This is a genomic window from Novosphingobium sp. ERN07 (assembly GCF_012641335.1).
Taxonomy (GTDB): domain Bacteria; phylum Pseudomonadota; class Alphaproteobacteria; order Sphingomonadales; family Sphingomonadaceae; genus Novosphingobium.
Genome location: NZ_JABAID010000003.1, coordinates 131,923 through 157,322, shown reverse-complemented (window position 1 = coordinate 157,322; position 25,400 = coordinate 131,923). Strand labels below are relative to the sequence as shown.

The 25,400-nt window shown below is 62.6% G+C and carries 18 protein-coding genes; 5 read left to right on the top strand and 13 right to left on the bottom strand.

The features are described from left to right. Positions 1–3: 3 nt before the first annotated feature. Complete coding sequence (locus HGI47_RS06185; protein WP_168851952.1) at positions 4–1,527, bottom strand: aldehyde dehydrogenase family protein; 1,524 nt, start codon at positions 1,525–1,527, stop codon at positions 4–6. Positions 1,528–1,865: 338 nt separating this feature from the next. On the opposite strand from HGI47_RS06185, the gene HGI47_RS06180 reads away from it, so the two are divergent. Together HGI47_RS06180 and HGI47_RS06175 are read left to right on the top strand one after the other, a co-directional pair. Beyond that, a complete protein-coding gene (locus HGI47_RS06180; RefSeq protein ID WP_168851951.1) occupies positions 1,866–2,528 on the top strand; it encodes a 2-keto-4-pentenoate hydratase in 663 nt (220 codons plus the stop codon). Between the two features lie 20 nt (positions 2,529–2,548). Continuing rightward, positions 2,549–3,352 carry an SDR family NAD(P)-dependent oxidoreductase gene (locus tag HGI47_RS06175; RefSeq protein WP_168851950.1) on the top strand — a complete coding sequence of 268 codons (804 nt, stop codon included), beginning with the start codon at positions 2,549–2,551 and terminating at the stop codon, positions 3,350–3,352. A gap of 79 nt (positions 3,353–3,431) precedes the next feature. On the opposite strand, the gene HGI47_RS06170 is transcribed toward HGI47_RS06175, so the two are convergent. Next, positions 3,432–4,613 carry an MFS transporter gene (locus tag HGI47_RS06170; protein ID WP_168851949.1) on the bottom strand — a complete coding sequence of 394 codons (1,182 nt, stop codon included), beginning with the start codon at positions 4,611–4,613 and terminating at the stop codon, positions 3,432–3,434. Positions 4,614–4,649: 36 nt separating this feature from the next. Then, a complete protein-coding gene (locus tag HGI47_RS06165) occupies positions 4,650–6,029 on the bottom strand; it encodes an aminotransferase (protein WP_206066032.1) in 1,380 nt (459 codons plus the stop codon). Positions 6,030–6,261: 232 nt separating this feature from the next. On the opposite strand from HGI47_RS06165, the gene HGI47_RS06160 reads away from it, so the two are divergent. After that, positions 6,262–7,206 carry a LysR family transcriptional regulator gene (locus HGI47_RS06160; protein ID WP_240950024.1) on the top strand — a complete coding sequence of 315 codons (945 nt, stop codon included), beginning with the start codon at positions 6,262–6,264 and terminating at the stop codon, positions 7,204–7,206. 3 nt (positions 7,207–7,209) lie between these two features. On the opposite strand, the gene HGI47_RS06155 is transcribed toward HGI47_RS06160, so the two are convergent. Beyond that, positions 7,210–8,433: an acyl-CoA dehydrogenase family protein gene (locus HGI47_RS06155; RefSeq protein WP_240950023.1), complete on the bottom strand. Its 1,224-nt coding sequence runs from the start codon at positions 8,431–8,433 to the stop codon at positions 7,210–7,212. A gap of 364 nt (positions 8,434–8,797) precedes the next feature. Between HGI47_RS06155 and HGI47_RS06150 the strand changes: the two genes are divergently transcribed. Next, positions 8,798–11,224, top strand: coding sequence for a TonB-dependent receptor (locus HGI47_RS06150; protein ID WP_206066031.1), 2,427 nt, complete (start codon positions 8,798–8,800; stop codon positions 11,222–11,224). Positions 11,225–11,384: 160 nt separating this feature from the next. Here the strand turns inward: HGI47_RS06150 and HGI47_RS06145 are convergent, their stop codons facing one another. From HGI47_RS06145 to HGI47_RS06105, 9 genes are all read right to left on the bottom strand, one after another. After that, complete coding sequence (locus tag HGI47_RS06145) at positions 11,385–11,990, bottom strand: TetR/AcrR family transcriptional regulator C-terminal domain-containing protein (protein ID WP_168851948.1); 606 nt, start codon at positions 11,988–11,990, stop codon at positions 11,385–11,387. Between the two features lie 146 nt (positions 11,991–12,136). Continuing rightward, positions 12,137–12,733 carry an FMN-dependent NADH-azoreductase gene (locus tag HGI47_RS06140; protein ID WP_168851947.1) on the bottom strand — a complete coding sequence of 199 codons (597 nt, stop codon included), beginning with the start codon at positions 12,731–12,733 and terminating at the stop codon, positions 12,137–12,139. A gap of 8 nt (positions 12,734–12,741) precedes the next feature. Next, positions 12,742–13,986 carry an aspartate aminotransferase family protein gene (locus HGI47_RS06135; RefSeq protein ID WP_168851946.1) on the bottom strand — a complete coding sequence of 415 codons (1,245 nt, stop codon included), beginning with the start codon at positions 13,984–13,986 and terminating at the stop codon, positions 12,742–12,744. A 23-nt stretch (positions 13,987–14,009) separates the two neighbouring features. Beyond that, complete coding sequence (locus HGI47_RS06130; protein ID WP_240950022.1) at positions 14,010–16,514, bottom strand: TonB-dependent receptor; 2,505 nt, start codon at positions 16,512–16,514, stop codon at positions 14,010–14,012. Positions 16,515–16,707: 193 nt separating this feature from the next. Next, on the bottom strand, positions 16,708–17,682 hold the full coding sequence (locus HGI47_RS06125) for a phosphotransferase (RefSeq protein ID WP_168851945.1): 975 nt from the start codon (positions 17,680–17,682) through the stop codon (positions 16,708–16,710). Next, on the bottom strand, positions 17,672–18,910 hold the full coding sequence (locus HGI47_RS06120; RefSeq protein WP_168851944.1) for an acyl-CoA dehydrogenase family protein: 1,239 nt from the start codon (positions 18,908–18,910) through the stop codon (positions 17,672–17,674). Before HGI47_RS06120 ends, HGI47_RS06125 begins: the two co-directional genes overlap by 11 nt. A gap of 42 nt (positions 18,911–18,952) precedes the next feature. Beyond that, the gene (locus HGI47_RS06115) at positions 18,953–20,407 is read right to left on the bottom strand and encodes an amidase family protein (protein WP_168851943.1); all 1,455 of its coding nucleotides are present in this window, start codon (positions 20,405–20,407) and stop codon (positions 18,953–18,955) included. A 1-nt stretch (position 20,408) separates the two neighbouring features. Further along, positions 20,409–21,644 carry an acyl-CoA dehydrogenase family protein gene (locus tag HGI47_RS06110; protein WP_168851942.1) on the bottom strand — a complete coding sequence of 412 codons (1,236 nt, stop codon included), beginning with the start codon at positions 21,642–21,644 and terminating at the stop codon, positions 20,409–20,411. Between the two features lie 176 nt (positions 21,645–21,820). Then, the gene (locus HGI47_RS06105; RefSeq protein ID WP_168851941.1) at positions 21,821–22,954 is read right to left on the bottom strand and encodes a hypothetical protein; all 1,134 of its coding nucleotides are present in this window, start codon (positions 22,952–22,954) and stop codon (positions 21,821–21,823) included. A 237-nt stretch (positions 22,955–23,191) separates the two neighbouring features. Between HGI47_RS06105 and HGI47_RS06100 the strand changes: the two genes are divergently transcribed. Further along, complete coding sequence (locus HGI47_RS06100; protein ID WP_206066030.1) at positions 23,192–25,333, top strand: TonB-dependent receptor; 2,142 nt, start codon at positions 23,192–23,194, stop codon at positions 25,331–25,333. Positions 25,334–25,400 lie beyond the last annotated feature (67 nt).

Genomic DNA, 25,400 nt, shown 5'->3' with positions numbered 1-25,400 from the left:
GGATCAGCTGAGGTTGACCCAGACGCTCTTCACTTCGCTGTAGAGTTCCATCGCCTGTCGGCCGTGTTCACGGCCCCAGCCCGATTGCTTGAATCCGCCGAACGGCGTCGCATTGTCGACCAGGTTGAAGCAGTTGACCCACACGGTCCCCGCCTTCACCGCAGCAGCCATGCGATGCGCCTGCTTGAGGTTGTTGGTCCAGATCCCTGCCGAAAGACCGAAGTCGGAATCGTTGGCCTGGGCCACCAAGTCTTCCGGATCGGACCACCTCAGCGCGCTCAGCACCGGGCCGAAGATCTCTTCGCGTACGATGCGCATGTTGCTGGCGGCATTCGCCATGATCGTCGGCTGGAAGAAGAAGCCTTCGTTCAGGCCCTGCGGACGCGATCCGCCACAGACCAGTTCGGCACCTTCACGCTGCCCGATCTCGACATAGGAGCTGACCCGATCCCACTGCTCTTCCGAAACCAGCGGGCCGAAGTTCACCGCAGGATCAAGCCCGTTGCCGATGGTCAGCTTCGCTGCATGATCGGCAATCCGGGCCAGCAGGTCGTCGTGAATGTCGGAATGGGCATAAAGGCGCGATCCTGCCGTGCAGGTCTGGCCCTGGTTGAAGAAGATGCCGGCCGCGATCGAAGCCGCCGCCGCATCGAGGTCTGCATCGGGCAGCACGATCTGTGGAGACTTGCCGCCAAGTTCAAGGCTGACCTTCTTGAGGTTGCCGGTGCTGCCGCGCACGATCGCCTTGCCCACTTCGGTGGAACCGGTGAAGGCCACCTTGTCCACGCCGGGATGATCGACCAGCGCAGCACCCGCCTCGCCGAAGCCCGTGATCACGTTGAACACGCCCGCGGGAATGCCTGCTTCCAGCGCCAGTTCGGCCAGTCGCAGTGCCGTCAGCGGCGTCTGCTCGGCGGGCTTGAGCACCACGGTGCATCCGGCGGCCAGGGCCGGAGCGACCTTCCACGCCGCCATCGACATCGGATAGTTCCACGGCACGATCAGCCCGCACACGCCCACCGGCTCGCGCACGGTGTAGTTCAGGATCTTCGCGCCACTGCGCGGCGATACCGGCAGCGTCTCGCCGCCGAACTTGGTCGGCCAGCCGGCGAAATAGCGGAAGGTCTTGATCGACCCTTCGATCTCGACTGCCTTGGTCAGCGTGGCAGGCTTGCCGTTGTCGATGCATTCCAGCACCGCCAGATCCTGCGCATCGCGCTCGATCAGATCGGCAAGGCGATTGAGCAGGAGCGAACGATCGACCGCGCTCATATCGCGCCATGCCGGATTTTCCAGCGCACGGCGCGCCGCCCGCACGGCGAGGTCGACATCTTCAACCCCGCCCTCGGCCACCTGGCAGATTTCCTTGCCCGTGGCGGGATTGTGCGTGGCAAAGGTCTTGCCCGTGACCGACTGGACCGACTTGCCATCGATGATCAGGCCGCGCGGAGCGCCCTTCAGCCCGGCTTCAAGCCGTTCTGCAATGGAATACGCATCGGATGCGCTGGCTTGTGCGAGTGCAGACATTGCCCCTCCTCATAATTAACACCGGCGGGATAACCGGGATCGGCCAAAGCCTGCGCTGCGAGAAATCGATGCGCGCAGGCCATGCCCCGTCAACTTCGAATCACCTGATAACGCACCTTCGCGAAGTAAACAATACTGGATTTTTAAGTTTGGTTGTTTCATATGGTCGACAATACAGAAGCGCGCTGCCGATTTGCCGTGGGCCGCGTGCGCAATGGGGAGAACGCGGCATGACAGATACCGGGGCAACCTTAGAAGGCCTCCTGCTGGATGCTCGCGCGCGTAGCGCAACCTTGCCGCTTCCGGCGGTTTCACCATCTTTATCAGAGGCATACGCCGTGCAACGCGCGCTAATGAGCGCGACCAACCTGCCGGTCATGGTATGGAAGATCGGGCTCACATCACCTCCTGCGCGCGAAGCGTTCGGGGCGAGCGAACCCGCTGTCGGGCGTCTGGCGGCCAGCGCGATTCTCAACACGGGAACCGAAGCGCGGCAGGTCTGGCCGGAAACCTTTGCCGAAGCCGAGATCGTCTTCGAACTCGGCGCAGACCTTCCGTCTTCAGGCACGCCCTACACGCGCGAGACAGTCCTGCCGGCGATCAAGGCGATCCATGGGGGCATCGAACTGGCCGCGCCGCGCTATGACACTTCGGACCTGCCGCTTGGCCTCTTCGTCGCCGACAATGCGATGGGCTATGCTCTCGTCCTCGGAAAGCGCCTTTCCCATTCCTGGGAAGACCGCTTTGCAGACATGGCCGTGGACATTTTGGTCGATGGCGAGGTGCAGGAGCACGGCAGCACCACCCGTGTCATGGGCAACCCGCTCGATGCGCTGGTGTGGCTTGCCAACTGGCTTTGCGAAAACGGTGAAGGCGGTCTGCGCCGTGAACAGCTCGTCACCTCCGGCAGCTGTACCGGCGCCACACCGGTGAAAGCCGGAGAAACAGTCACCGCTGCCTTCGGCGGCATCGACGCCGCGCGCGTCACTCTTGTATCGTGAACATATCTGGAGATCTGAACATGAACCTTGATTTGGGATTGGACGGCAAGGTTGCCGTCATCACTGGCGGCGGCGTCGGCATCGGCAAGGAAACCGCGCGCAAGCTCGCGTTGGCCGGGGCCAAGGTCGTCATCGCTGCCCGCACCGCCTCCAAGCTGGAAGCGGCAGCGGAAGAACTGCGTGCAAGCACTGGCGGAGAGATCATCGCCGTGCCGACCGACACGACTTCCAAGGCATCGGTCGAAGCCCTCGTCGCAGCCGCGGTCGAGAAGTTCGGCGCCGTCCACATCCTCGTCAACTGCGCCGCAGCCCCTGGTGGCTTGGTGCGCAACGCCATCGAACTGGCTGACGAAGACGCGCTGATGCTTGATCTCAACACCAAGCTGTTCGGCTATTTCCGCACGGCCAAGGCCTGCGTGCCGCACATGCGCAAGGCAGGCTGGGGCCGTATCGTCAATGTCGGTGGCCTGACAGCGCGTTGCACCGAGGCGCTTTCGGGCATGCGCAACACCGCGCTCGTCCACTTCACCAAAACCCTGTCCGACGAAGTCGGCAAGGACGGTATCACCGTGAACATCGTACACCCCGGCGTGACCCGCACCGAACACATTGAGGAATGGTTCGCCGAGATGGCAGCTGAGGAAGGCACCACCGTCGACGCGATCGTCAAGCGCGAGGCTGGCGATCCCGCCGCGCTTAAGCGCATGCTCGAAGTCGAGGAAGTGGCTGACCCGATCGTGTTCCTCTGTTCGCAGCTGGGCAGCGGCATTACCGGTGAATCCATCGCCGTCGACGGAGGCCTGTCGCGCGCGGTATTCCTCTGACGCGAAAGGGGCGCAGATCGCAAGACCGGCGCCCCTTCCCCTCCCGACCGGAGCAAACTGAATATTGGATATTGGCGGCTCAGGCCGCCTTTTTCGTGCCAGACGTGGCCCAGATCGTCGCCACCACGCTCAGCACCAGCACCACGCAGCAGGAATAGAGCATCAGGTCGAAGCTGCCCGTGGCAAGCGTTGCCGCTGCTGCCGCAGGGCCAAGCCCAGTCCCGAACGTCTGGATTGAACCCATCGCGCAAACCACCCGCCCGCGCTTGCACGCCTCCGAACAGATTCCGGAAAGCAGAGGCTGCGCAAAGTTCCAGCTGAACATCATCAGCACGCAGGCGATCACGAAGGCGCTGTTCGTCACCTGCCCGCGGAACATCAGGAAGCCGACGACCCCGGCAATCGCGCTTACGATCAATGGCCCCGCCCGGCCCCAACGCTGCGGCAGGAAACCGGCAAGGCCGGCAGCAACCACACCCGCCATCGTCCCGATGGAAAGGCCGCTTGCGATGGTCCCGGTCGGCACCGCGCTTTCAATGCCGATGCGTTCGGAATAACTCCACCCGGCGCCCATCGCAAAGAACAGCAGGAACACGCCGACCAGTGAACCGAACGCGATCCGCCAGTCGAGCGCGCCGCCCCCCGCAAAGATATCAGCCTCGTCTTTCGAACCATCCGGCAACGCCTTCAGCGAAAGGATGACCAGCAGGCTAGCCCCTGCGATCGTCGCGAAAACGGTGCTCGGGCTGAAGGCTGACTGTATCTCCGGCAAGGCATAAAGGAACATCGTGCTGAACAGCGCGCCAGCCACCAGGTAGATGGAAAAGGCACGGTCAGGGTTACGCGCCCGGCCAAGCGCCGCGAATGCAAAGCCGACCGCGATCCCCGCGCCCGCCCCTGCCACAACTCGCGCCGCCGCCATGGCGAAGAAGCTTGTCGTCAGCCCCGTCAGCAGATTGCCAGCCGCGATCAGCACCAGCCCCAAGGCCACGGCAACACGCCACGAAACACGTGAGAGCGCGAAGGTGCTGAGGCCGATCGTCACCCCCATCGCGTTGATGTCCCACGCGACGAGATAGCCCAGCTGGTCGTTGTCGAACCCGGTCTGCTGCGCGACAAGCGCGAGGAAGCCGGGTGTCACGAAGATCACCAGAGCACCGATGATGCCCACCGCGACGGCGCTTGCAAGGCCGGCGGGCGTCAGGCGTGCCACCGGCATCTCCGGTGGTGCAACCTGCTCCATCATCACTGCCTGTTCCATCGTTCCACCCACTCCCCGCGCTTCACGTTCTGATTATCAGGCGGGCAGCACGTCCTGGACAGCCAGTGCAAACTTGTCGACCAGCTCGTCCACCTCGGCGCGGTTGATCACCAGAGGCGGCGCGAAGACCAGTGTATCGCCCAGCGCACGCGTGATCAGGCCCCTTGCCGCCGAAGCCTTGAGGATCTGGCGTCCGGTGCGGTTGGCCATCGGGAAGGTTTCCTTGGCCCCGCGATCCTTCATCAGTTCGATGCCGATCATCAGGCCCTTGCCGCGAATGTCGCCGACATGGGCATGCTGGCCCAGGCGGTCCTTCAACTGCTGGAGCATGTAGGGCCCGACATCGGCCACGTTGTCCACGACCTTGAGGTCATCGATCAGCTTCAGCGCGGCCAGCGCTGCCGCCGCACCCACCGGATGTGCGGAATAGGTATAGCCGTGGCCGAACAGCCCGGCCGTGGCAGCCGCACCTTCGATCACGTCCCACACCTTGGGCGAGATGAAGCAGACAGACATCGGGAAGTAACCCGAAGTCACGCCCTTGGCCGACGTGATCAGATCAGGCTCGTAGCCATAAGTCTGGCTGCCCCAGTAGGTGCCAAGGCGACCGAAACCGGACACGACTTCGTCGGCCACCAGCAGGATGTCATGCTTCTTCAGGATCGGGCCGATTTCCTCGAAATAGCCTTCGGGCGGCGGGATCAGGCCGCCTGCGCCCATCACTGCTTCGGCAAAGAACGCCGCGATCGTATCGGCGCCTTCGCGCTCGATCGTGTCTTCCAGTTCCTTGGCCAGCTGCTTCGAGAATTCCCGCTCGCTCATGCCTTCGGGGGCATTGCGGTAATAGTAGGGCGCGCTGACGTGGATGATCGGGCCCTTGGGCAGATCGAACAGGGTGTGCATGCCCGGCAGGCCGGTCAGGCTGGCTGTGGCCACGCCCGAACCGTGATAGGCGTTCCAGCGGGCAATGATCTTCTTCTTTTCCGGCTTGCCGCGCAGGTTGTTGTAATACCAGATCAGCTTGAGCTGGGTTTCGTTGGCATCGCTGCCCGAAGCGCCGAAGAACACGCGCGACATCGGCACCGGAGCGCGCTTCAGCAGTTCCTCGGCACACTCGGCAACCACGTCGGTCGACATGCCGTTGAACGTATGGAAGAACGAGAGCCGCTCGCTCTGCCTGGCGATGGCTTGGGTGATCTCCTTGCGGCCATAGCCCAGGTTGACGCACCACAGGCCCGCCATGCCGTCGAGGTATTCCTTGCCGTCAACATCGGTGACGCGGACGCCAGAGCCACTGGCCATGACGGTCGGGCCATCGGCCATCAGATCGGTGATGGAGGTGAACGGATGGAACTGGCTGCGCTGGTCGCGCAGCGCGGCCTCTGAAAGCTGGCCCTCTGAAATCTGGGTCGCCATGTGGTTTCTCCCCTTGCCGCCCGGCATCGCCAATCGAATCACGGCAGCACATCTATGACCACGCACCCTTCGCGCATTTGATCCGATTACGCAACAGTGATAGTTGAATGATGTTCGTTTTCCCGTTTGGTCAACAATCAACAGCCCGTCGGATTGGAAATCCCGGCGTAACAATACCCGTCCTGAGCGCAGTCGCCATTGACTTGCAGCCAAGCCTGAATGAGTAGGAAGCATGGACGAGAAACCCGATCTTGGTAACGTCATGGCGATGATGTCATTCGCCGCAGTCGTCAGCACAGGCGGCTTTTCCAGCGCGGCGGACATGCTGGGATATTCAAAAGCCGCGGTCAGCCGCCAGATCGCCAAGCTGGAACAGAGCATCGGCGTGCGCTTGCTCGATCGCACGACCCGCTCGGTCACGCTCACCCCCGCCGGGCGTGAAATGTATGCCCGCTGCGCCCGCATCGTCGAGGAAGTGAGCGAGGCCAACCAGATCATCAGCGGCATGGTGTCCAAGCCGCGCGGTGAACTGAAGGTCAACGCGCCGGTCGTCGCCTCGCTGTTCGATCTTACCTCGATCATGCCGCGTTTCCTGCAGACCTATCCCGAAGTCCGCCTGTTCGTGAACCTTTCAGACAGCAAGGTCGATCTGATCAAGGGCCGGTTCGACGTTGCCTTCTGGATGGGGGACACGTTCGACAGTTCGCTCGATTCCGTACGCCTGCGCCACTACCCGATGGTCCTCGTCGCCTCGCGGCCCTACCTTGACCGTTCGGGCCGTCTCAACGCGGCAAACGATCTCAAGGACCACACCTGCATCGTCGAAACGCACATCTCCAAGGTCGGCGAATGGCGCCTGTCGGAGGACGTGACCGTGCCGATCAATCGCGGTCCGCTTACCAGCAACTCGGTGCGCATGGCCCGTGAAGCCACGCTCGAAGGCCTCGGCATCAGCTACCTGCCACGCTTCCTGGTTGAGGACGACATCGCCGCAGGCCGCCTCGAACCGCTGCTGCCCGATCTGGTGACAGAGCGTATTCCGCTGCACATCATCTTCCCGCGCGGCAACTATGCCCTGTCGAAGGTCCGCGCCTTCGTCGATTTCGTGCGCGAGGAAATGCGCGACGAGGACGCGCCCGCTTCGGGCAACGTCCTCGCGCTGGCATCGGCTATCTGAACCTTACAGGTCCATGCAGTCGTTCTCGTACCCGAACGCCATCGCGCCCACGTTGCGCGCGTAAGGGTACGGGTTGTTCGCCACGTGCGCACGGGCACAGTGGATATCCAGGAACGCACGCTGGATCTGGTTGCCAAGGTAAATCGCCTTGCCGCCGGAAAACAGCATCAGCAGGTCGATCGCCTTCACGCAGTTGTTGACCATCGAAGTGGTGTGATGGCCAAGTTCTGCCCGGCGCTCGATCGGCCAGTCGTTGGCTTCGGCGCGGGCATCCAGTTCGGCAAGGTCGCTCTTCAGGCGCAGTTCCATGTCGTTGAGGATCACCTTCACCTCGGCCACGGCTTCCTGGATGGTTGTATCCGCAGCAAGACGCGCGCCGGTATAGGTCGCACGCTTTTCACGCGTTGCCTGCACGAACGTTTCCAGCGCGCGGCGCAGCGAACCCAGAGACGTGGTTGAAACCGTGCGGTTGAAAATCTGCGCAAACGGAATGCGATAGAGCGCGCCCGGATTGGCATGCTTGCCGGGGACATCGATGTTGAACATGTCCTTTTCGCGCATCACACGGTGTGCGGGCACAAAGGCATCTTCCACCACGATGTCGTTGCTGCCGGTCGCGCACAGGCCCATTGTGTGCCAGGTATCGATGATCTGGTAATCCGAACGCGGGATCAGGAAATTGAACGGCTCGGGCGCACCACCCTCCTCTGCCACCATGTTCGCACCCAGCAGTACCCAGTCGCAATGCTCCGATCCGCTGGAAAAGGCCCAGCGCCCGCTGATGCGATAGCCACCTTCTGCCTTCGTCACCTTGCCCATCGGCATGTAGGACGAACTGATCAGTACTTCGCCATCATCGCGCCACACATCCTCGGCCGCCTGCGGATCGAACAGCGCAAGCTGCCAGTTGTGGACCGCCACCACGCCATAGACCCAGGCACTGCTCATGCAGCCTTCGGCCAGGGTGCGGGCGATCTCGCAATAGACCGCGGGCGACATCTCGTAGCCGCCATAGCGCTTTGGCTGCAGCACCTTGAAAAACCCGGCGTCGATGAAATCGCGAATTGTCTGCGCCGGCACCTGGCGGGCGGCAATGGCCGCGCTTTCCCGATCGCGCAGCACCGGCACCATGGCACGGGCCCGCGCGATAAGTTCCGTTCCGCTCGGCATCGTGGCGTCGCTGGCGTTTGCCACATGTGCGACGGGGCCTGTTGCTGCAGTTGCCATGATCTTTCCCAATCCCTCTTTTCGTTGACGCTCCGAATCCGCGAATCCGACTTCGGCAGTGGCTGTACGGTTTGCGAAGGCAAAAGCCCGCCGTGCTGCCACCCTGTCCGTTTCGCGCAACTCACTCCGGCTCGTCGTTTGACACCTCTGGTTGAACCTATTCCACTCAAATCACCCGGTTTGCAGGGGCTTCCGGCTGATCGAATCAGCTCATTTCGTCGTTTCTCTTACGTAACAATAATGCCTGATTGCCAGTAACTGTAAACCGTGTAATAACATGAGCCGTTCAGCAACATGAACAATCGGGCACGACACCAAGCGCGTGAGAGGGAGACGCCGTCGTGCAATCGGGGAGAAAGTCACGATGAAACGTACTCAGAAATCCGCGCGAATTGCCGCGCTTATGCTATCCACCGCGGCCCTCGCCGCAGCGTCTGCCGCCTTCGCGCAAGAGGCCCAGCCGCAAGACCAGAATGCCCAGGCCGAATCGGGTGAGAGCGGCGGCCTTGCCGATGCGATCGTGGTCACCGCCAACAAGCGCAACGAAAGCCTGCAGAAGGTTGCGATCTCGGTCAGCGCCTTCTCGGGTGAGCAGATCGATCGTCTCGGCATCACCGAGACAACCCAGATCACCCAGCAGATTCCGTCGCTGCGCGTGAATGCCTGGTCGCCGAACCTCACCATCTTCAGCCTGCGCGGCATCTCGCAGAACAACTTCACCGATAACCTCGAAGCGCCGGTCGCGGTCTATCAGGACAACGCCTATATCGCCTCGATGAACGCGGTTGCCGGCCAGCTGTTTGACATCAAGCGCGTCGAGGTTCTGCGCGGACCGCAGGGGACGCTGTTTGGCCGCAACGCCACCGGCGGCCTGATCCACTACCTCAGCGAAGATGCCAGCAAGGACGATTTCAACGGCTACGCCCAGGGCGAATATGGCCGCTTCAATTCGTGGTCGCTGGAAGCCGCTGCTGGCGGTGCGCTTGCACAGGGCGTGCGCCTTCGTGTTGCCGGCCGTGTCGAAAAGGCTGATGGCTACATCAAGTCGCGCGACACGCTCGATTCCAACGGCGCGCTCATTGCGCCGGGCAGCGGGCAGGACCTTGGCGGCAAGAACGGCTGGGCGGCGCGCGCCAACCTGCAGTTCGACCTTGCGCCTTCGGCCACGCTCAGCCTGTGGTACAAGCATTCGGAAGACAACAACGTCGCCACCGGCGGCTACGTGTTCGAGAACTGCGAATACCTCAGCAACGGCTATTGTGACACAAACGCTGCCGGCCTCAGCGACAGCCAGAACGGCGTCATCAATGGCGTGACCGCTGAAAAGGCCAGCCCGTGGGAGCACTTCGGCGAACGCCCCGGCCGCCTCGATCGCGTGATGAACAGCTACCAGGCCCAGCTCGACTGGGATCTGGGCGGCGTGGAACTCACCTCGATCACCAACTACCTGAAGATGGACAAGACCTACGCCGAGGATGGCGATGCCTTGCCCTTCACCATCGTGAACGTCGATTCCCGTGTGAACTTTGACCAGTTCTCGCAGGAACTGCGCCTCTCGGGCGAAACCGGCATGCTCAAGTGGCAGGTCGGCGGCTATTACCTCGACATGAAGTACGATGGCTCGCACGCCGTCACCGGCGCGCCGATCCTCGATCTTGCCGTTGCCGGCAATGGTGGCTTCTCGCTGCCCAAGGTCGATCAGCAGTACGTGCTGGATTCGAAGAACTGGTCGATCTTCGCGCAGGGCGACTTCCGCTTCACCGATCAGCTGACGCTGACCGTGGGCGGGCGCTACTCGAAGGACAATAAAAAGATCGATTACAAGAACATCCTGATCGATCCGACCTACGCCCCGCAGCCCAACCCGAAGCTGCTGTTCACTGGCAAGGACTTGGCCGCAGTGGTTCCGGGTGCTGACGAAGATCACTATGGTGATTGGGCGGCACGCGTTTCGCTGAATTACCAGGCAAACCCGGACACGCTACTGTTCGTATCGTGGAACCGCGGCATAAAGGGCGGCAACTGGTCGCTGTCATCGAACATTGCTCCGCAGGACTTCCGCCATCGCCCCGAAACGCTCAACAGCTTCGAAGGCGGCTTCAAGACCACGCTGATGGGCGGCAAGATGCGCCTCAACGGCACTGTCTATCACTATATCTACGACGATTATCAGGCCTTCTCGCTCGCCGGTGGTGTGCCGAAGGTCTACAACAGCGATGCGCACGCAACGGGCGCGGAACTCGAAGCGTTCCTTTCGCCCTCACGCAACTTCGATGCGGTGTTCGGTGCAACCTACGAAACCTCGTCGGTGGACAGCATCCCCGCCACTGGCGTTCAGTTCGGTCCGGAATTCTTCCCCGGCGCACCTGATACGCAGTACTGCACCAATCTGGGCGGCGTGTTCCGTTGCGATTTCCCGCAGGCGAACATCACCAAGGCCGAACTGCCCAACGCCCCGCGCTTCAGCTTCAACTACCTGCTGCGCTACAATCGCGATGTCGCGGGCGGCAATGTTGCCGTGCAGGTCGATGGCGTCTGGTACGATGACCAGTTCCTTGAAGTGACGAACGGTCTTGGTTCGCTGCAGAAGGCCTACAACGTCACCAACGCATCGTTGACCTATCGCCACGAGGACACCGGCATCTCGCTTACCGCCTGGGGCCGCAACGTGTTCAACAAGGCCTATCGCGCCTACGCGCTCAACCTTGGCATCCTTGGCGTGACCTCGATCTACGCTCCGCCGGCAACCTATGGCGCCACCTTGCGCATTCCCTTCGGCGCAAGCCGCTGAGGCCCGGATGAGAAAGGGGTGCCGGTTGCGCATTGCGTCGGCACCCTGATCGCCCATATCTGATCAGCTCAGATCAGATAACCTATTTGGAGTGTTTCCCCGGGGAAACACTCCATTTTTGTTCTTGGCGTTCCAGCGTCCCCACAGGGATGCAGGCGGATCAGACGTCGCCGATGGTCTCGATCTTCCGGGCCATTGTCCGCGCCAGTGCCAGCCGCAGGCCGTTGATCAGCGCATCCAGCGCAAACCGGAACGCCTGATCGTGGTCATAGCTTTCCGTGGGCCGATCGGCGCGCTGCCGTTCGCTATCCTCGTGCAGTTGCCAGCCGACCATGAAGCGCGTGATCAGCTTCGAGCCGTAGATCGCGTGTTCTTCCGAAAATCCCGCTTCGCGCAACGGCTTTGAGAGCAGATCACGCGGTTCGGTCGGTAGCGAAGCCGCCACAAGCCTGGCACCGTCGCGGTAATCGAGCACGACCTCGTAGCTTCTGGTCGCCACCGCGCGCAGCCATTCGTCCCACGGCTCTCCCGGGTGCGGCGCGCGCAGGACAGGCAGCAGGATCGCCGCGGCCATATGGTCTAGCAGCACGGACTTGCTGGGAAAATGACGATAGAGCGCAGGCCCTTCCACGCCAAGGTGATCGCCCAGCCGCCGCGTGGTCAGCTTGTCGAGGCCGATCTCGTTCAGCAACCCCAGCCCCGCTTCGACGATCGTCTCTCGCGTCAGGGTTGCCTTCCGGTCCAGTTCCTTGCTCTTGCGGTCCATCAACGCCTCGTTACGCCATGGCCGTAAAGAAAGCGGCCACCAGCGGGGCGCGGGTTAGCACCAGAAACATCGCAAGTAACCCGGTATTCTGCCTATATCGGCAGGGCAGAACGGGGAAGGATGGCCACCACCCTTCCCCGCAATGATCAAAGTGCCGCGATTTCCGCCTTCGCTGCGGCAACCGATGCAGCCCGCATTTCAGGGCCAAAGCCGATCTTGTCTGCCCGCACGATCGTCAGGTCCGTCACGCCAATGAAGCCGAAGAACACGCGAAGCAGGCTTTCCTGATGCTCTGCTACATCGCCCGCTTCGTACATGCCGCCCTGCGTGGAAGCGATGATCACGCGGGTGTTGCCGGCAAGGCCCTTCGGTCCGGCTTCGGAATAGGTGAACGAAACGCCGGGCACGCCCAGCCGGTCAATCCATGCCTTGAGCTGCGATGGCACGGTGAAGTTGTACATCGGCGCACCGATCACGGCCACGTCTGCGCCCATGAACTGCTGCAGATAGGCCAGTTCGGCCGGAGCCGCCGCCTTCATCGCATCGCTTTGCGCATCGGGCGGCAGGCGTAGTGCACCCGTCGTCACCTCGTCGAGATGGGCAACGGGATTTGCCACCAGATCAAGGCGTTCCACTTCTGCGCCAGGTGTCTTAGCGGCCAGATGCGCCACGATTGCCGCGGTAAGTTCGCGGCTGACCGAATCCGGGCCGGTGGTTGAACTGTCGATATGCAGGATTTTCATTTTGGTCCTCACAGGTTGGAAACTTCAACTTCGGCCAGTGCCCGCGCGAAGGCTTCGAGCAGATGATCGGCCTCGGCCACATTGATCGGAAGCGGCGGCCGTATCTTCAGCACGGCATTGCTGCGGCCCGCTGCTCCGATCAACACGCCGCCACGCCGCATGGCATTGACGATTGCGGCCGCAATATCGCCAGAAACGGTCTGGACCCCGATGAACAGCCCCGCGCCGCGCAGCCCCGTCAGCGCCGGTGACGCTTCGATCATGGGAGCAAGCCCGGCCATCAGGTGCTGCCCGATCCGCGCGGCATTGGCGATCAGCCCTTCGTCCTCGATCACGGCAAGCGTGGCAAGTGCAGCCGCGCATGAAACGGAGCTTCCGCCAAAGGTATTGAAATACCGCTGCATTTTGGCGAATTCCAGCGCCAGCACATCGCGCATCACCAACGCCGCCACAGGCTGTCCGTTGCCCATCGGCTTGCCGGTGGTGACCATGTCCGGCACGATGCCATGCCGCGCAAAGCCCCACATGCCTGCGCCAGTGCGGCCAAAGCCCGGCTGGACCTCATCGGCGATGAACATGCCGCCTGCCTTCCGAATGGCATCCACCCCGCCCGCCAGGAAGCCCGGCGGATCCGCAATCGCGCCATCACTGCCAAAGATCGTATCGACGAGCAGCGCTGCCGGGCGAATGCCATCGGCTTCCATCCGCGCAATCGCCTCGCCAACAAGTGCTGCGAACTGCTCAGGCCCCTCCGGCGCAAGTGGCATGGTGATCGAATGAACATCCGGCCCTAGAGGCAACCCGGTGACCGGCGACATGCCCTGCAAGAGATCGGACGTACCATGATAGGCGCAATCGGTGACGATCACGCCGCGCCTGCCTGTCACCATGCGGCTGATCCGGATCGCCAGATCATTGGCTTCGCTGCCAGAATTGGTGAGGATCACCTTGCCCAGGGCATCGGGAAGTGTGGCCAGGAGCCGCTCTGCCAGAAGGATCGGGTGTTCGGTCAGGTAGCGGGTGTGCGTGTTCAGCACATCGCCCTGCCGCGCCATCGCCGTGACGATCCGCGGGTGGCAGTGCCCAGCCACGGGTACGTTGTTGTAGGCATCGAGGTAGTGCTGGCCATCCGCGTCTTCGATCCAGCACCCTTGCGCGCGCACCGCATGAACCGGCTGCTCGTAGAACAGCCGGTAGCTGGGCGAAAGCACACGTTCGCGCCGGGCAAGAAGATTGGATGTATCACGATTCATCGACTTGCCGGGCCTTCTATCGATCAGAAGTTGCGCGTCAGCGTCACTGCCCACTGTCGTGGTGCGCCGGGCGATACCGAAGTGAGCCCCGACTGCTGCGCCTGATCGAAACGCGTGTTTTCGTAATAGCGGTTTCCGAGGTTGGTAACTTCCAGTGCCAGCCCCCAGTTCCGGTCTTTCGACTTCCAGGAAAGGCGGGCCGTGGCAAGAAAGTACCCTTCGATCCGGTTTGTGGGCCCGTTGAGCGCTTCGGTAAAGACATGGCTCTGGTACGATCCGTCCGCGCGCAGGCTGAGCAACCCGGCATCGCCATCGAGAATATCGTACTGGATACCGGCAGCGCCCTTCCATTTCGGAGTGAACGGGGTGACCATGTTGAGCGCGATGAACGTGGCTGGATCGGTCCGCCGGTACTTGAAATCAAGGTAGCTACCCGAAAGATCGAGCGACAGGCGATCAGTCGGATAGGCGGAAATCTCCACCTCCACGCCCTTTACCTTGGCAGTACCGGCGTTGTTGGGCTGGAAGCACGGGGCAATCGGGCAGGCCAGGACATTAAGGATGATGTCCTTGTAATCATTGACGAAACCCGCAACGTTGAAGCGCACGCGGCGATCGAACAGATCGGTCTTGAACCCGATTTCATAGGAAGTGATGGTCTCTGGCTTGAACGACTTGAGCTGACCCACATCGAAGGGCACGCCATTGAACGGATCGATCTGCCCGTTGGCGACCGGCAGGATCGTGCCCGGTGCAAAGAACGGGCGCGGGTTGACGCCACCGGCGCGATATCCGGTCGACACCTGGCCATAGACCAGCACTTCGTCGGAGAAGCGATAGTCCAGCGCCACGCGCCAATCGAAGCGCTTGCCTTCGTAACCGTCCGTCAGGCCATTCAGGCCAAGCAGCGCGCAGTTGGGCGCATTGGCCGGATCGAAGGGCGCGCGGCCTGGAAGACAGGGCGTGGCGGGGATCGTGCCATCCGGGTTGGAGCGGAAGTATTCCTGCGTCTTGCGGTCCCAGGTATGGCGGATGCCGCCGGACAGGCGCAGGGCATCGGTCAGCTGGTAATCGCCATTGAGGAACAGCGCGGTCGATTTGCTGGTGCTATCCTCTGGCCCCTGGTTGAAGTTCAGGCCAACGTACGTGAGGGCAAGCCGCGCGGCAAAGGTTGCCGTGCCGCGGAAGTGGAAGGCGCCTGCCGTCAGGTTCAGCTTGCCGTCCATCAGCCGGGCATTGGCGCGCAGTTCCTGGCTGAACTGCCAGTTCTTCAGCTTCTGCAGCGCCAGCTGGTTCATTACCGGGCTGCCATCGGCGTCTTCGGCAAAGGTGGCCGTGTAATCGCGGTATGCGGTGATCGAGCGGACCTGCAGGTTGTCCGACACGTCCCATTTCACGTTGCCCGAGATGCCATAACTGTCCAGGTGCGACACGATGGGGATGCTGAACGGGGTATAGGGGTCCTGCCCCGTGGGTGCGCGCGTGTCGGTGAATGTCGAATAGGTCCAGTAGCGGTTGCGCCCCGCCGTATCGCACGAATTTGGCCCATATGGCACGAAGCGGCAATCGAACGGCACCGGCGGCGTTGCCGGGTTGCCATCATCGATCGTCAGGCGCGGATTGTTGGCAAAGCGCAGGACATCGGCGCCCGCCTCCGAACGATCACGCGTGAGATCACCGATCAGGCTGACATCGAGGTTGCTTGCCGGCAGCCAGCGCAGATAGATGCGCCCCGCGGCCAGCGACTGCCCGCCCAGCGTACCAAGCTGGCAACCATCGCCAAGGTTGGGGGCGGCAGAAACACCCGATCCGGGATGGGTGCAGGCATAGTCCATCCGCTTCACGAAGCCTTCCCGGCTGCGCGAAACAGCCGAGACGCGGGCAAAGAGCTTGTCCGGCGCGATCGTGAAATCGGCCATGGCCCGCGCATCGAAGCGCTTGAAGGCCCCACCGGTAACGGACACCATGCCTGAATTGTCGCCCGATGGGGCCTTGGAGAACATCTTCACCGCGCCGCCGATGGAATTGCGCCCGGCCAGTGTGCCCTGCGGACCGCGCAGCACTTCGACGCGATCGAGATCGAGCAGTTCGACGAGCGATCCGGTGAGCGTCGAATAGTACACGTCATCGACATAAATGCCGACACCCGGTTCCAGCGCGGGGATGAAATCGGACTGGCCGACGCCGCGGATGAACGCCAGCATGGTCGACCCGAAGGCCTGCCCTTGCGGGGCGAGCGTGACGCTGGGCGCCTGGCGGGCGATTTCATAGACGCTGGTCTGGTTGCGTGCCTGCAGCATGTCACCGGTGACGGCCGTGATGGCGATCGGCGTGTCCTGCAGGCGTTCGTTGCGCAGGGTTGCGGTGACGACGATCTCTGCGCTCTTGGCACCTTGCTGTGCGGCAGCCGGATCGGCGTCCTGCGCAAGAGCAGCTGAAGATGCGAACGTTGCGGCCATGGCCAGAGCCGATGCGCCAAGGTGCGCAGACATGGCATTGCGGCGTGACACTTGATGCTGTGCTGACATGTTTCCCCCCTCTTTTCCAAGAAGCCGTTCTCGTTCCTGCGCCTTCCGATCCATCATTTTTGATTGTTACGATCAGAAGCTTGTTAGCAGTGGTATCATTACGATTGTTTCGTGCAAAGAACAAATTTCACGATGCGCGGATTTGCCTGACAGGGCAGGGCACGCAGCCCTTGCCTTGCGCCCTGCAGCGCTATCAGGTGTGACGGCGGATCAGATCCTGCACGAAGGCCACGCGCCACCCGAAATAGGTCTCGTCAAAGCCGGAAAAGTGCCCGGATTCCCCGGTTTCCTGCTGATAGAAAGCTGTCATGACGACGTTCTGGACCACCCGTGCAGCAACGAGCTGGGGCAGGATCTCGCGCTCGCCTGCAGCAAGTGGAGCAATGCATTCGTAGCCGGAAAGGAAGGCTTCGATCATCGCCCCGGCACTATCTCGATCAGCCATCTGGCCGATCATGCCGACGGCGATATCGCACACCCGCGCCGTGTGAACCGAGTCGCCAAAATCGATGATTCCTGCGATTCGATCGTGATTTTGGATAGCAACGATAACATTCCGGGCATTGAGATCGTTGTGCACGAACTGGCGCGGCAGCGCATCAAGGGCTGGCGCCACGTCGCTGGCGAAGCGATCGATGAACGGCAGCACGAATTCGGCAAAGGGCACGCGGCGCAGATCCGCTGCGATTGCCGCAAGATCCGGGAGGCGGCGCAGGTCCCAGATCAGCCGCCGATGCATGGCGGGATGGGAAAAATCGCGCAAAGCGTGACCAAGCTGTGCCGCCAGCGCCCCACAGGCCTGCGCCTGCGCAATGCTCCGCCGTACCTCCATCAACGGGGTGCCCGGCAGGAAGGTGTAAAGCACCGCCAACCGTCCGCCGTCCAGCCTGACGAACGGCGTGGCAGGCGATGCCGCTACCAGACGCGGAACCGGCAGGCTGGGCGCACGATCCTGAAGATGGCGCAGGACTGCGCAGAGCATGTCCGCCTCATCCTCTGGCGTTCCGGGCCCAAACACCTTCAGCACGAACTGGCCTTGTGCCGACTGGACACGGAAATTCTCGTCACGCTCTGCGGTCAGTGGCGTGATCTTGCCGGACAGGCCGAAATGCTGCCCGAGAATCCGGGCAGCACCTTCGGTTCCAAAGATCACGGCTTCAGCCGACACGATCGACAAGCCGCAGCTTGGCCATCTGGATTGCCGTGTTTTCGCGCTGGAGCACCGGGTGCGTGCGCAGGACCGCAATGTTGCGCAGGAAGCGGCCTATCGGCATGCCGTGTTTGGCCGACGCCGTCGTGCCCGCCGTGCGATAGATCAGATCGATCGCCTGCCACGAAAGTTCGACGCAGCGCTGGGCAACCATCGTCAACTGCAGCCCTTTTGCGGTGTCGAACGACGTGCCTTTATTGCGGGCTGCTTCGGCAAAGGCCATATAATCCTCGCCCGATTTCACCATCGCGGCTTCGGCCGTCAGCACCAGTGACAGCGCCTCGCCATAATATTGCTGGGCTACGGGATCGTGGCAGCGTTCAAGGAACGGCGGAGCCAGGGACTTCTTGGTCAGCAGCAGCTCTTCGTAAATGTCCAGCGCGCCCCGCGCTGCCCCCACAGCTACGGCTGCCGTCTCGCCAATCAGAAATGGGCCGATGAGCCCTGAATACATCGGGTTTTCGTGCATTGGCACGTGGGCATCGAGCGGTTCGGCTCCGCGCGCCATGCCGCCCACGGCCAGTGCACGATGATCCGGCACGAACAGGTCGGTCACGGTCACACGCTTCGATCCCGTGCCACGCATTCCCATCACGAACCAATCGTCCTCGATCGAACAATCTACAATATCGACAAGGAGTTGCACCAAGGTTCCGCCCTCGTCGCCATCCACCCGGGCAAGCCCCATGAAGTGCGTGCCAAGATCACAGCCCGAAGCCGAAACCCAGCTGTGGGTGATACGGTAGCCCCCGGGTTCGCGCGCGGCAGTGCCCAGCGGGGTGAGCGCGCCGGGACAGCGTAAATCGCCCAGCGCACCATAGATTTCCGCCTGTGTTTCGGCCGGATAGCGTGACAGCAGCAGGGGGTGACCGCCGACCAGTGAGGTGACCCACCCGGTTTCGCTGCAACCGCGCGCAATCTCCATGATCACGCGATAGAACGTTGCGATATCGAATTCATAGCCGCCAAAATGGCGCGGCTGCACAATGCGGAAGAAGCCGCCTTCGATCAGCGCATCCGCAACCCTCCGAGGCACGCGGCCGCCATCCTCGCATTCGGCCTGCGATGCGCGCAGCAAGGGGCGCAAGCCACGGGCACGATCCAGCAGACGCTCAGGTGTCAGGCCTGGCTCGGGCTGTGGAAGGGGCTTCATCCGCGCACTGGCTTCGGATGCAAGACTGGCCATGGAAACTGTCCTTCGTGAAATATTTCAGGTGTTTACCGCAGCTCAGACGAGCGGCGGCGGAGCACGGAAGCAGCAGTCAAGCTCCGCTTCGAGCAGCGCGGCAAGGCGCACGGTCGTGCGATCTTCCATGAACGGACCGATCAGCTGCAGCCCCAGAGGAAGCTCTCCGGCCTTTCGCGGCACAGGCACGACAGTTGCCGGCAGATCGGCAACCGTCGCAAGGCTTGGCCACGACAGTTGCGAAAGATAGACATGGCTTTCACCATCTACCAGCCTGCGCCGATGCATTTGCGCAGCGATGCCTTCGCCCGACAGATCATGTTCGAATGCCGTGGTTGGGAATACCGGACAGACGATTGCGTCCCACGATTGGAAGAATGTGGCCCATGCCGCCTTGAGCGCCGCACGCGCATCGCGCAGCGCCTGCCATGATGGACCACTGCCATTGGCGCATTGTTCCAGCACATCGGCGTACCACAACGCATCGTGGCCCAGTTCTGCCCGCTCTGCTTCGTCGATGCGGAAGGGCTGGCCGCCCAGCACGATGGAGAACAGGCTCCGGACATAGGTTTCAAGCGACGACGTCGCATCGAATGGCGGGCGAGCCGTGGTCGATACCTTCGCCCCCCGGGCTGAGAGCGCCTGCGCCAGATCATCAATTGCCGCGCTCGTCTCGGCACTTGCCGCATAGGGCAGATCCCCGGTCCACAGGGCGATGCGGAAATCGGCTAGGCGTTCATGCCGGCTTGGCGGCGCGTGGGGGCCGACGCGGGTCAGCGCATCTAGGCCAAGTTCCAGATCGGCTGCGTTGCGCGCCATCGGCCCAGCCACCGAGAGTTCCGGCTCCACTTTCACTTCGGGCATGGGCGGGACATGGCCAAGCGTGGGGATCAGCCCGAAGCTGCCCTTGTGGCCGAACAGGCCGCACATGTGCGCAGGGATGCGGATTGAGCCGCCGATGTCGCTGCCAAGTTCCAGCGGAGTGAGACCGGTGGCAAGCGCTGCAGCGGCCCCGCCCGACGATCCGCCGACCGTTCGAGAGAGATCCCAGGGGTTGCGGGTGAGGCCATAGATCGGATTGGCGGTCTGATGGTCGGCCCCGCCGATCGGCACGTTGGTCTTGCCGAAGATTACCGCGCCTTCGCCGCGCAGGCGGGCAACGGGCCGGGAATCCTCGGCCGAGACGTTGTCTGCAAGGAACGGCAGGCCCACCGTGGTGCGCATGCCCGCCATGCCCCAGGTTTCCTTGACCGTCATCGGCAACCCGCCGAGCAGGCCATTTTCCTCCCCTGCGCCGCGCGCATCGAAACGGCGCGCAGCGGTTCGGGCGCGGTCGATATCGAGCGTGACAACCGCATTTATCGCGGGATTGAACCGCTCCACACGGGCGAGGTGCTGATCGAGAAGCTCCTCGGCGCCGATCGTTCGCCCACGGAGCATGGCAACGAGGTCTGTCGCCCGCGCCATTGCCAGATCGCTGTCCAGAACCTCGGCCATATCAGGACGCCACCGCGAAAGTCGTGCGGCCGACAGCGTGCGCCGCATCTTCCAGCTGGAGCACGGCATGCGTGCGCAGGACGTTGAAATTGCGCAGGATCCGCGTCAACGGATGGCCTTCACGCGCGGCCGTGGATGTTCCGCCCGCGTGGAAGATCAGCTGGAATGCTTCCCAGCCCAGCTGGACCGATTGCACCGCGATGGAGCGCAGGCGCAAAGCGCGCATCTGATCGAACGGGACCCCGCTTGCCTGCCATTCCTGCGCATAATCCATGAATTCGTGCCCGGCCTGCACCAGCGCCGCTTCAGCGGTGGAGACGAGCCGGAACGCCGTGCCATAATTGCGCTGGTGGATCGGATCGGTGCCCTTTTCATGATAGGGCGGATAGGCCGACTTCTTCGTGCGCAGGATCTCTTCGTAGTGATCGAGTGCGGCCCTTGCCGTGCCAACGGCCACACAGGCCGTCTGGCTGATGAGGAAGGGAGAGATCGAAGCCGAATACATCGGGTTGTCGCTGGTGGTGCAGGCAAGATCGAGCGGCTCGGCCCCACGCATCATGCCGTGGCAGCGCATCACGCGATGTTCCGGCACGAAGAGATCGTTGACGACGACGCGCTTCGATCCGGTTCCGCGCATGCCGATCACATTCCAGTCATCGACAATCTGAAAATCCTTGCGATCGATCAGGATCTGCGCTGGCTGCGGGCCATCCGGTGCCTCGATCATCACCAGCGGCATGAAGTGGGTGGAGATATCGCAGCCCGATCCATTCTGCCAGGCGGCGGTCACGCGGTAGCCGCCATCGACGGGCACGGCCTTTCCGGGAGGGGCGAACGAGCCCGAGGCTCGGAATTCGCCTGTGGTGCCATAAGCTTCTGCCTGAGCCTGTTCGGGAAACCGTGCGAGAACCATGGGCTGACCGGATACGAGCGCCATGACCCAGCCGACATCGGTGCTGCCGCGGGCCAGTTCCATCATCACCTTGTAGAAGGTTGGCACATCGCATTCGAGCCCGCCGAAGCTGCGCGGCTGGACAATGCGGAAGAAACCTGCCCCGTCCAGTTCCTCCATCAGATCCTGCGGCAGGCGGCCCTGACGCTCGGCTTCTGCCTCCATCGCGCGCAGGCGCGGTCGGAAGGCGCGCGCGCGCTCCAGCAGTGCATGCGGCGTGATTGCAGCAAGTTCGGCCTTCGCAGGCACAGGCTGATGATCTGCGGAAAGGGCAGCGGATGCCATCGATCTTTCTCCCGCCAGCGTGCCCTGACGGCACGTTATCACTGGTAACGAATCGGTTGTTATCAGTGATAACGCCGCGCGGTCAAGCCATGATCTCGAGGCGCCGCGAGGGTGCGCGCAAGGACCGGGCAAAGGCGGAAGGAGAAGGGACGCCGATCAGGCCGGGTCAGCTAAGGTCAGGTCTGGTCGCTCATGCCGGCTCCCGGCGTGCCGAGCGCCATCCGCACCAGTTCCGCCTGCCGCGAGGCGCCGGTCTTTGCCATCAGCGCCTTCAGTTGCGAGCGCGCGGTGTGGATCGAAACATCGCGCAGGGCGGCAAATTCGCCCAGATCCCCGCCCAGGGCCAGATGGCGCAGCAGCAGCGCCTCGGCATGGCTGATGCCAAAGCTGCGGGCCAGGTCTTCGGCGTGGACCGCAGGCGGATCCTCCGGATCGGCAAGGGCAAGCACCCAGCCGGGGCTGCCCGTCGTTCCAACCGGCGCCTTTGCGCAGTCAAGCGAGAGGAGCAGCGCATCGCCTGCCTGCGCCATGCCCAACGGCATTGCGCAGACCTGCAATTCCCGCGCGCCGCCCTGCCAGCGCAGGACCCGCTCTCCCGAAACCACGCGCGCCATCAGCGATCGCGGCAAGGCCGCCCCCGGACGGCAGAGCGACGCCTGGTAGCTTTCGCAGGCCTTGCCCAGCAACCTGACCGCGCTGGAATTGATCGAGATGATGCGGCCGGTGGCATCGCATGTCAGGATGGCTTGGCGCAGATGATCCAGCGCACCCAGCAGGTGGCCCTGCCCCTGCCGTAGTTCCTGCATCCGCACCACGTGGCCAACCGCTTCGCGCACATGGGGCATGAGATCTATCAGGAAGTCCCGGCTTTCGGGATCGAGCGGGCCACCTTCGATGCGGCCATGCAGTGCCACGCCAACCTCGTGCCGGCCATCGAGCGTGATCCTGGCGGCAAGGAACTGCCCCATGCCGAACGAACGCAGCTGTTCCTGCCATCGGCGCACTTCGGGCTGGAAGCTGTCCGGCAGATAATGATCTTCCAGCACGCTGGGGCCGGACATCTCGGGATTGCAGTGCGCGACGGTGCGGGGATTGAGCTCATCGAGAAGCGCCATCTGGTTGGCAGCTTGCGGCGTGTTTGAGCAGGAAGACTGCCAGCGATGGCGCAGACGCTCTGGCGTGCGTTCGAACAGGTGGAACGTGGCGGACATCGCGTTGGTCCGCAGGCGCACACTGTCAAGGGCGGCAGTCAACCGGCTGCGATCAATCGCGGCCCCATAAAAATCGGCCAGCAGTTCGGCTCGCACCATAACGCCATCCCCCGACAGTTACCCAACATGGAGTCGTTCAATTCAGCCAGACTGGATTGTTATCATCGATAGCACCAATACGCCAAATGTACCCGGCGCCGCTTTTATTCCGATTCCGGACAATGCAGCGCGAATTTCGTACACCGCCTTGGCCCGCCTATCCCGCAAATGGGGGATGCGCGCCGTGTAAGGGCCATGCATCGTGCCCCGATCATAATGAAACCGGGGGAAATCACCGTGAGGAAATCAGGCTTTCGAAGCGCATTGATGTGCGCCGGGTGTGCTGTTGCCGTCGTCGCCGCGCCTGCGCAGGCTCAAGAGACGCAGGACGATAGCGGTCTTGAAACGATCACTGTCGTGGCGCGAAAGCGCGCCGAGAACGTGCAGACGGTTCCCATCTCGATCACTGCGCTGACCGGCGAGACCCTGCAGGAGCGCGGCATCGCCCGCGTCAGCGATCTGGTCAGCTCGGTCCCCAACCTTTCGCAGGACGGCGGCGGATCGGTGATCGGCGCGATCGGCATCCGCGGCATCGTCTCGCAGACGCGCAACATCGGTTTCGACAGCGGCCTTGGCGTCTATGTCGATGGCGTTCTGGGCGTGCGTCCCAATTCGTTCGACCAGGAACTGCCCGATATCGCCACGCTGGAAGTGCTGCGCGGGCCGCAGGGCACACTGTTCGGCCGCAATACCACTGCCGGCGCGATCAACATCACCACCCGCAAGCCCGATCTCGAGGCTTTCCACATTGAAGGCCGCGCGGCCTATGGCAATCTCGATCAGGCCGAGGGCAGCATCTACCTGACAGGGCCGCTGGCGCCGGGCAAGCTGGGGTTCAAGATCGCCGGTTCCATCGCCACCCGCGATGGCTATATCCGCAATCTGCTTTCGGACGAGAAGCTCAACAACCTTGATCGCAAGTCGCTGCGCGGTGGGCTTCTGTTCAAGCCGACCGACGATGTTGACGTGGCGCTGGGCGGCAGCTGGCTCAAGCAGTCCGACCGGCTCCTGCTGGGCCAGATTGCCGACAACACGGTGGGCGGACTTGCCGGCCTGCCGGGCTTTTTCGCCGATCCCTATACCGTGGCGCAGGACGGTCAGAACCAGCAGGATCGCGAGATCTGGACGGCCAACCTCAACATCGATGTGCGCCTGGGCGATTACACGCTGACCTCGATCAGCGCCTATGGCGACAATACGTCGCGCCTGATCGTGGACAACGATGCGCGGCCGATCCCGCTTTCGACATCGGATTTCAAGGATGGCGCGCGCCAGTTCACGCAGGAGCTGCGCCTTGCCTCGCCCGCAGGCGGCTCGTTCGATTACCTCGTCGGCCTCTACTACCTTTATCAGGACGCCGATGCAGATCGCTCGACCGTGGCGCTTGGCCCTCCCGGCCCCGGCGCGTTCTTCGGGTCCATTTCCAGCACCTCGGCACTCAGGACCAACGCCTATGCCGTGTTCGTCAACGGCAACCTGCGACCGACCGACAGCGTGACGATCAGCGGCGGTCTACGCTACAACATCGAAACCCGCGATCTTGACTTCGTGCAGACCAACACGTCGTTCGTGCCGCTGCCGAACCTGACCGCCCAGTTGCATCGCAAGGATGAAAACCTTTCGGGCAATGCCAGCGTGACCTGGCAGTTTGCAGAAAATGCGCGCGTCTATGCCAGCGTGGCGCGCGGCTTCAAGAGCGGCGGTTACAATCCCGATATCGTCGGCGATACGCAGATCAGCTTCGGCCCGGAAAACGCCTGGAGTTACGAAGCGGGGTTCAAGGCAGACCTGCTGGACCGCAAGCTGCGCGTAAATGCGGCGGCGTTCTATACCGACTACAAGGACCTGCAGGTTTCCGCGCTGGTGGGCGCGGCCTTCCAGATCCGCAATGCCGCCGCTGCCAAGATCAAGGGCTTCGAACTTGAAGTGACCGCCAAGCCGGTGCGCGAACTGGAGCTGAACTTCGGCGCTGGCTATACCGACGCGACGTATGACGACTTCCCCGGCTGCGGCCCGGGCATCAACTGCGCCGGCAACCGGCTGCCATTCGTACCCGAGCTGTCACTGAGCGCAGGCGGACAGCTGACCTTGCCGGTGGGCGATGGCTCGCTCTCACTCCGGTCCGACCTGTCCTATCGCAGCAGCGTGTACTACGAAGCCAGCAATGCGCCTGACGGTCGCCTGCCGGGGTATGTGCTGGTCAATGGGCGGATCGGCTATACTTTTGCTGACGACAAGGTGACCGTGGCGGTGTTCGGCCGCAACCTGTTCGACAAGCGCTATCGCGACTTCTCGTTCTACCTTGCCCCCTTCGACCAACGGATGGACCGCTGGGCCGTACCGCGCACCTATGGCGTGGAATTGAGCACCCGCTTCTGATCCCGTCGGGCCACTCCTCATAACGGGGGTGGCCGGACCCTTTTTGCAAGACACGAGATCCCAGATC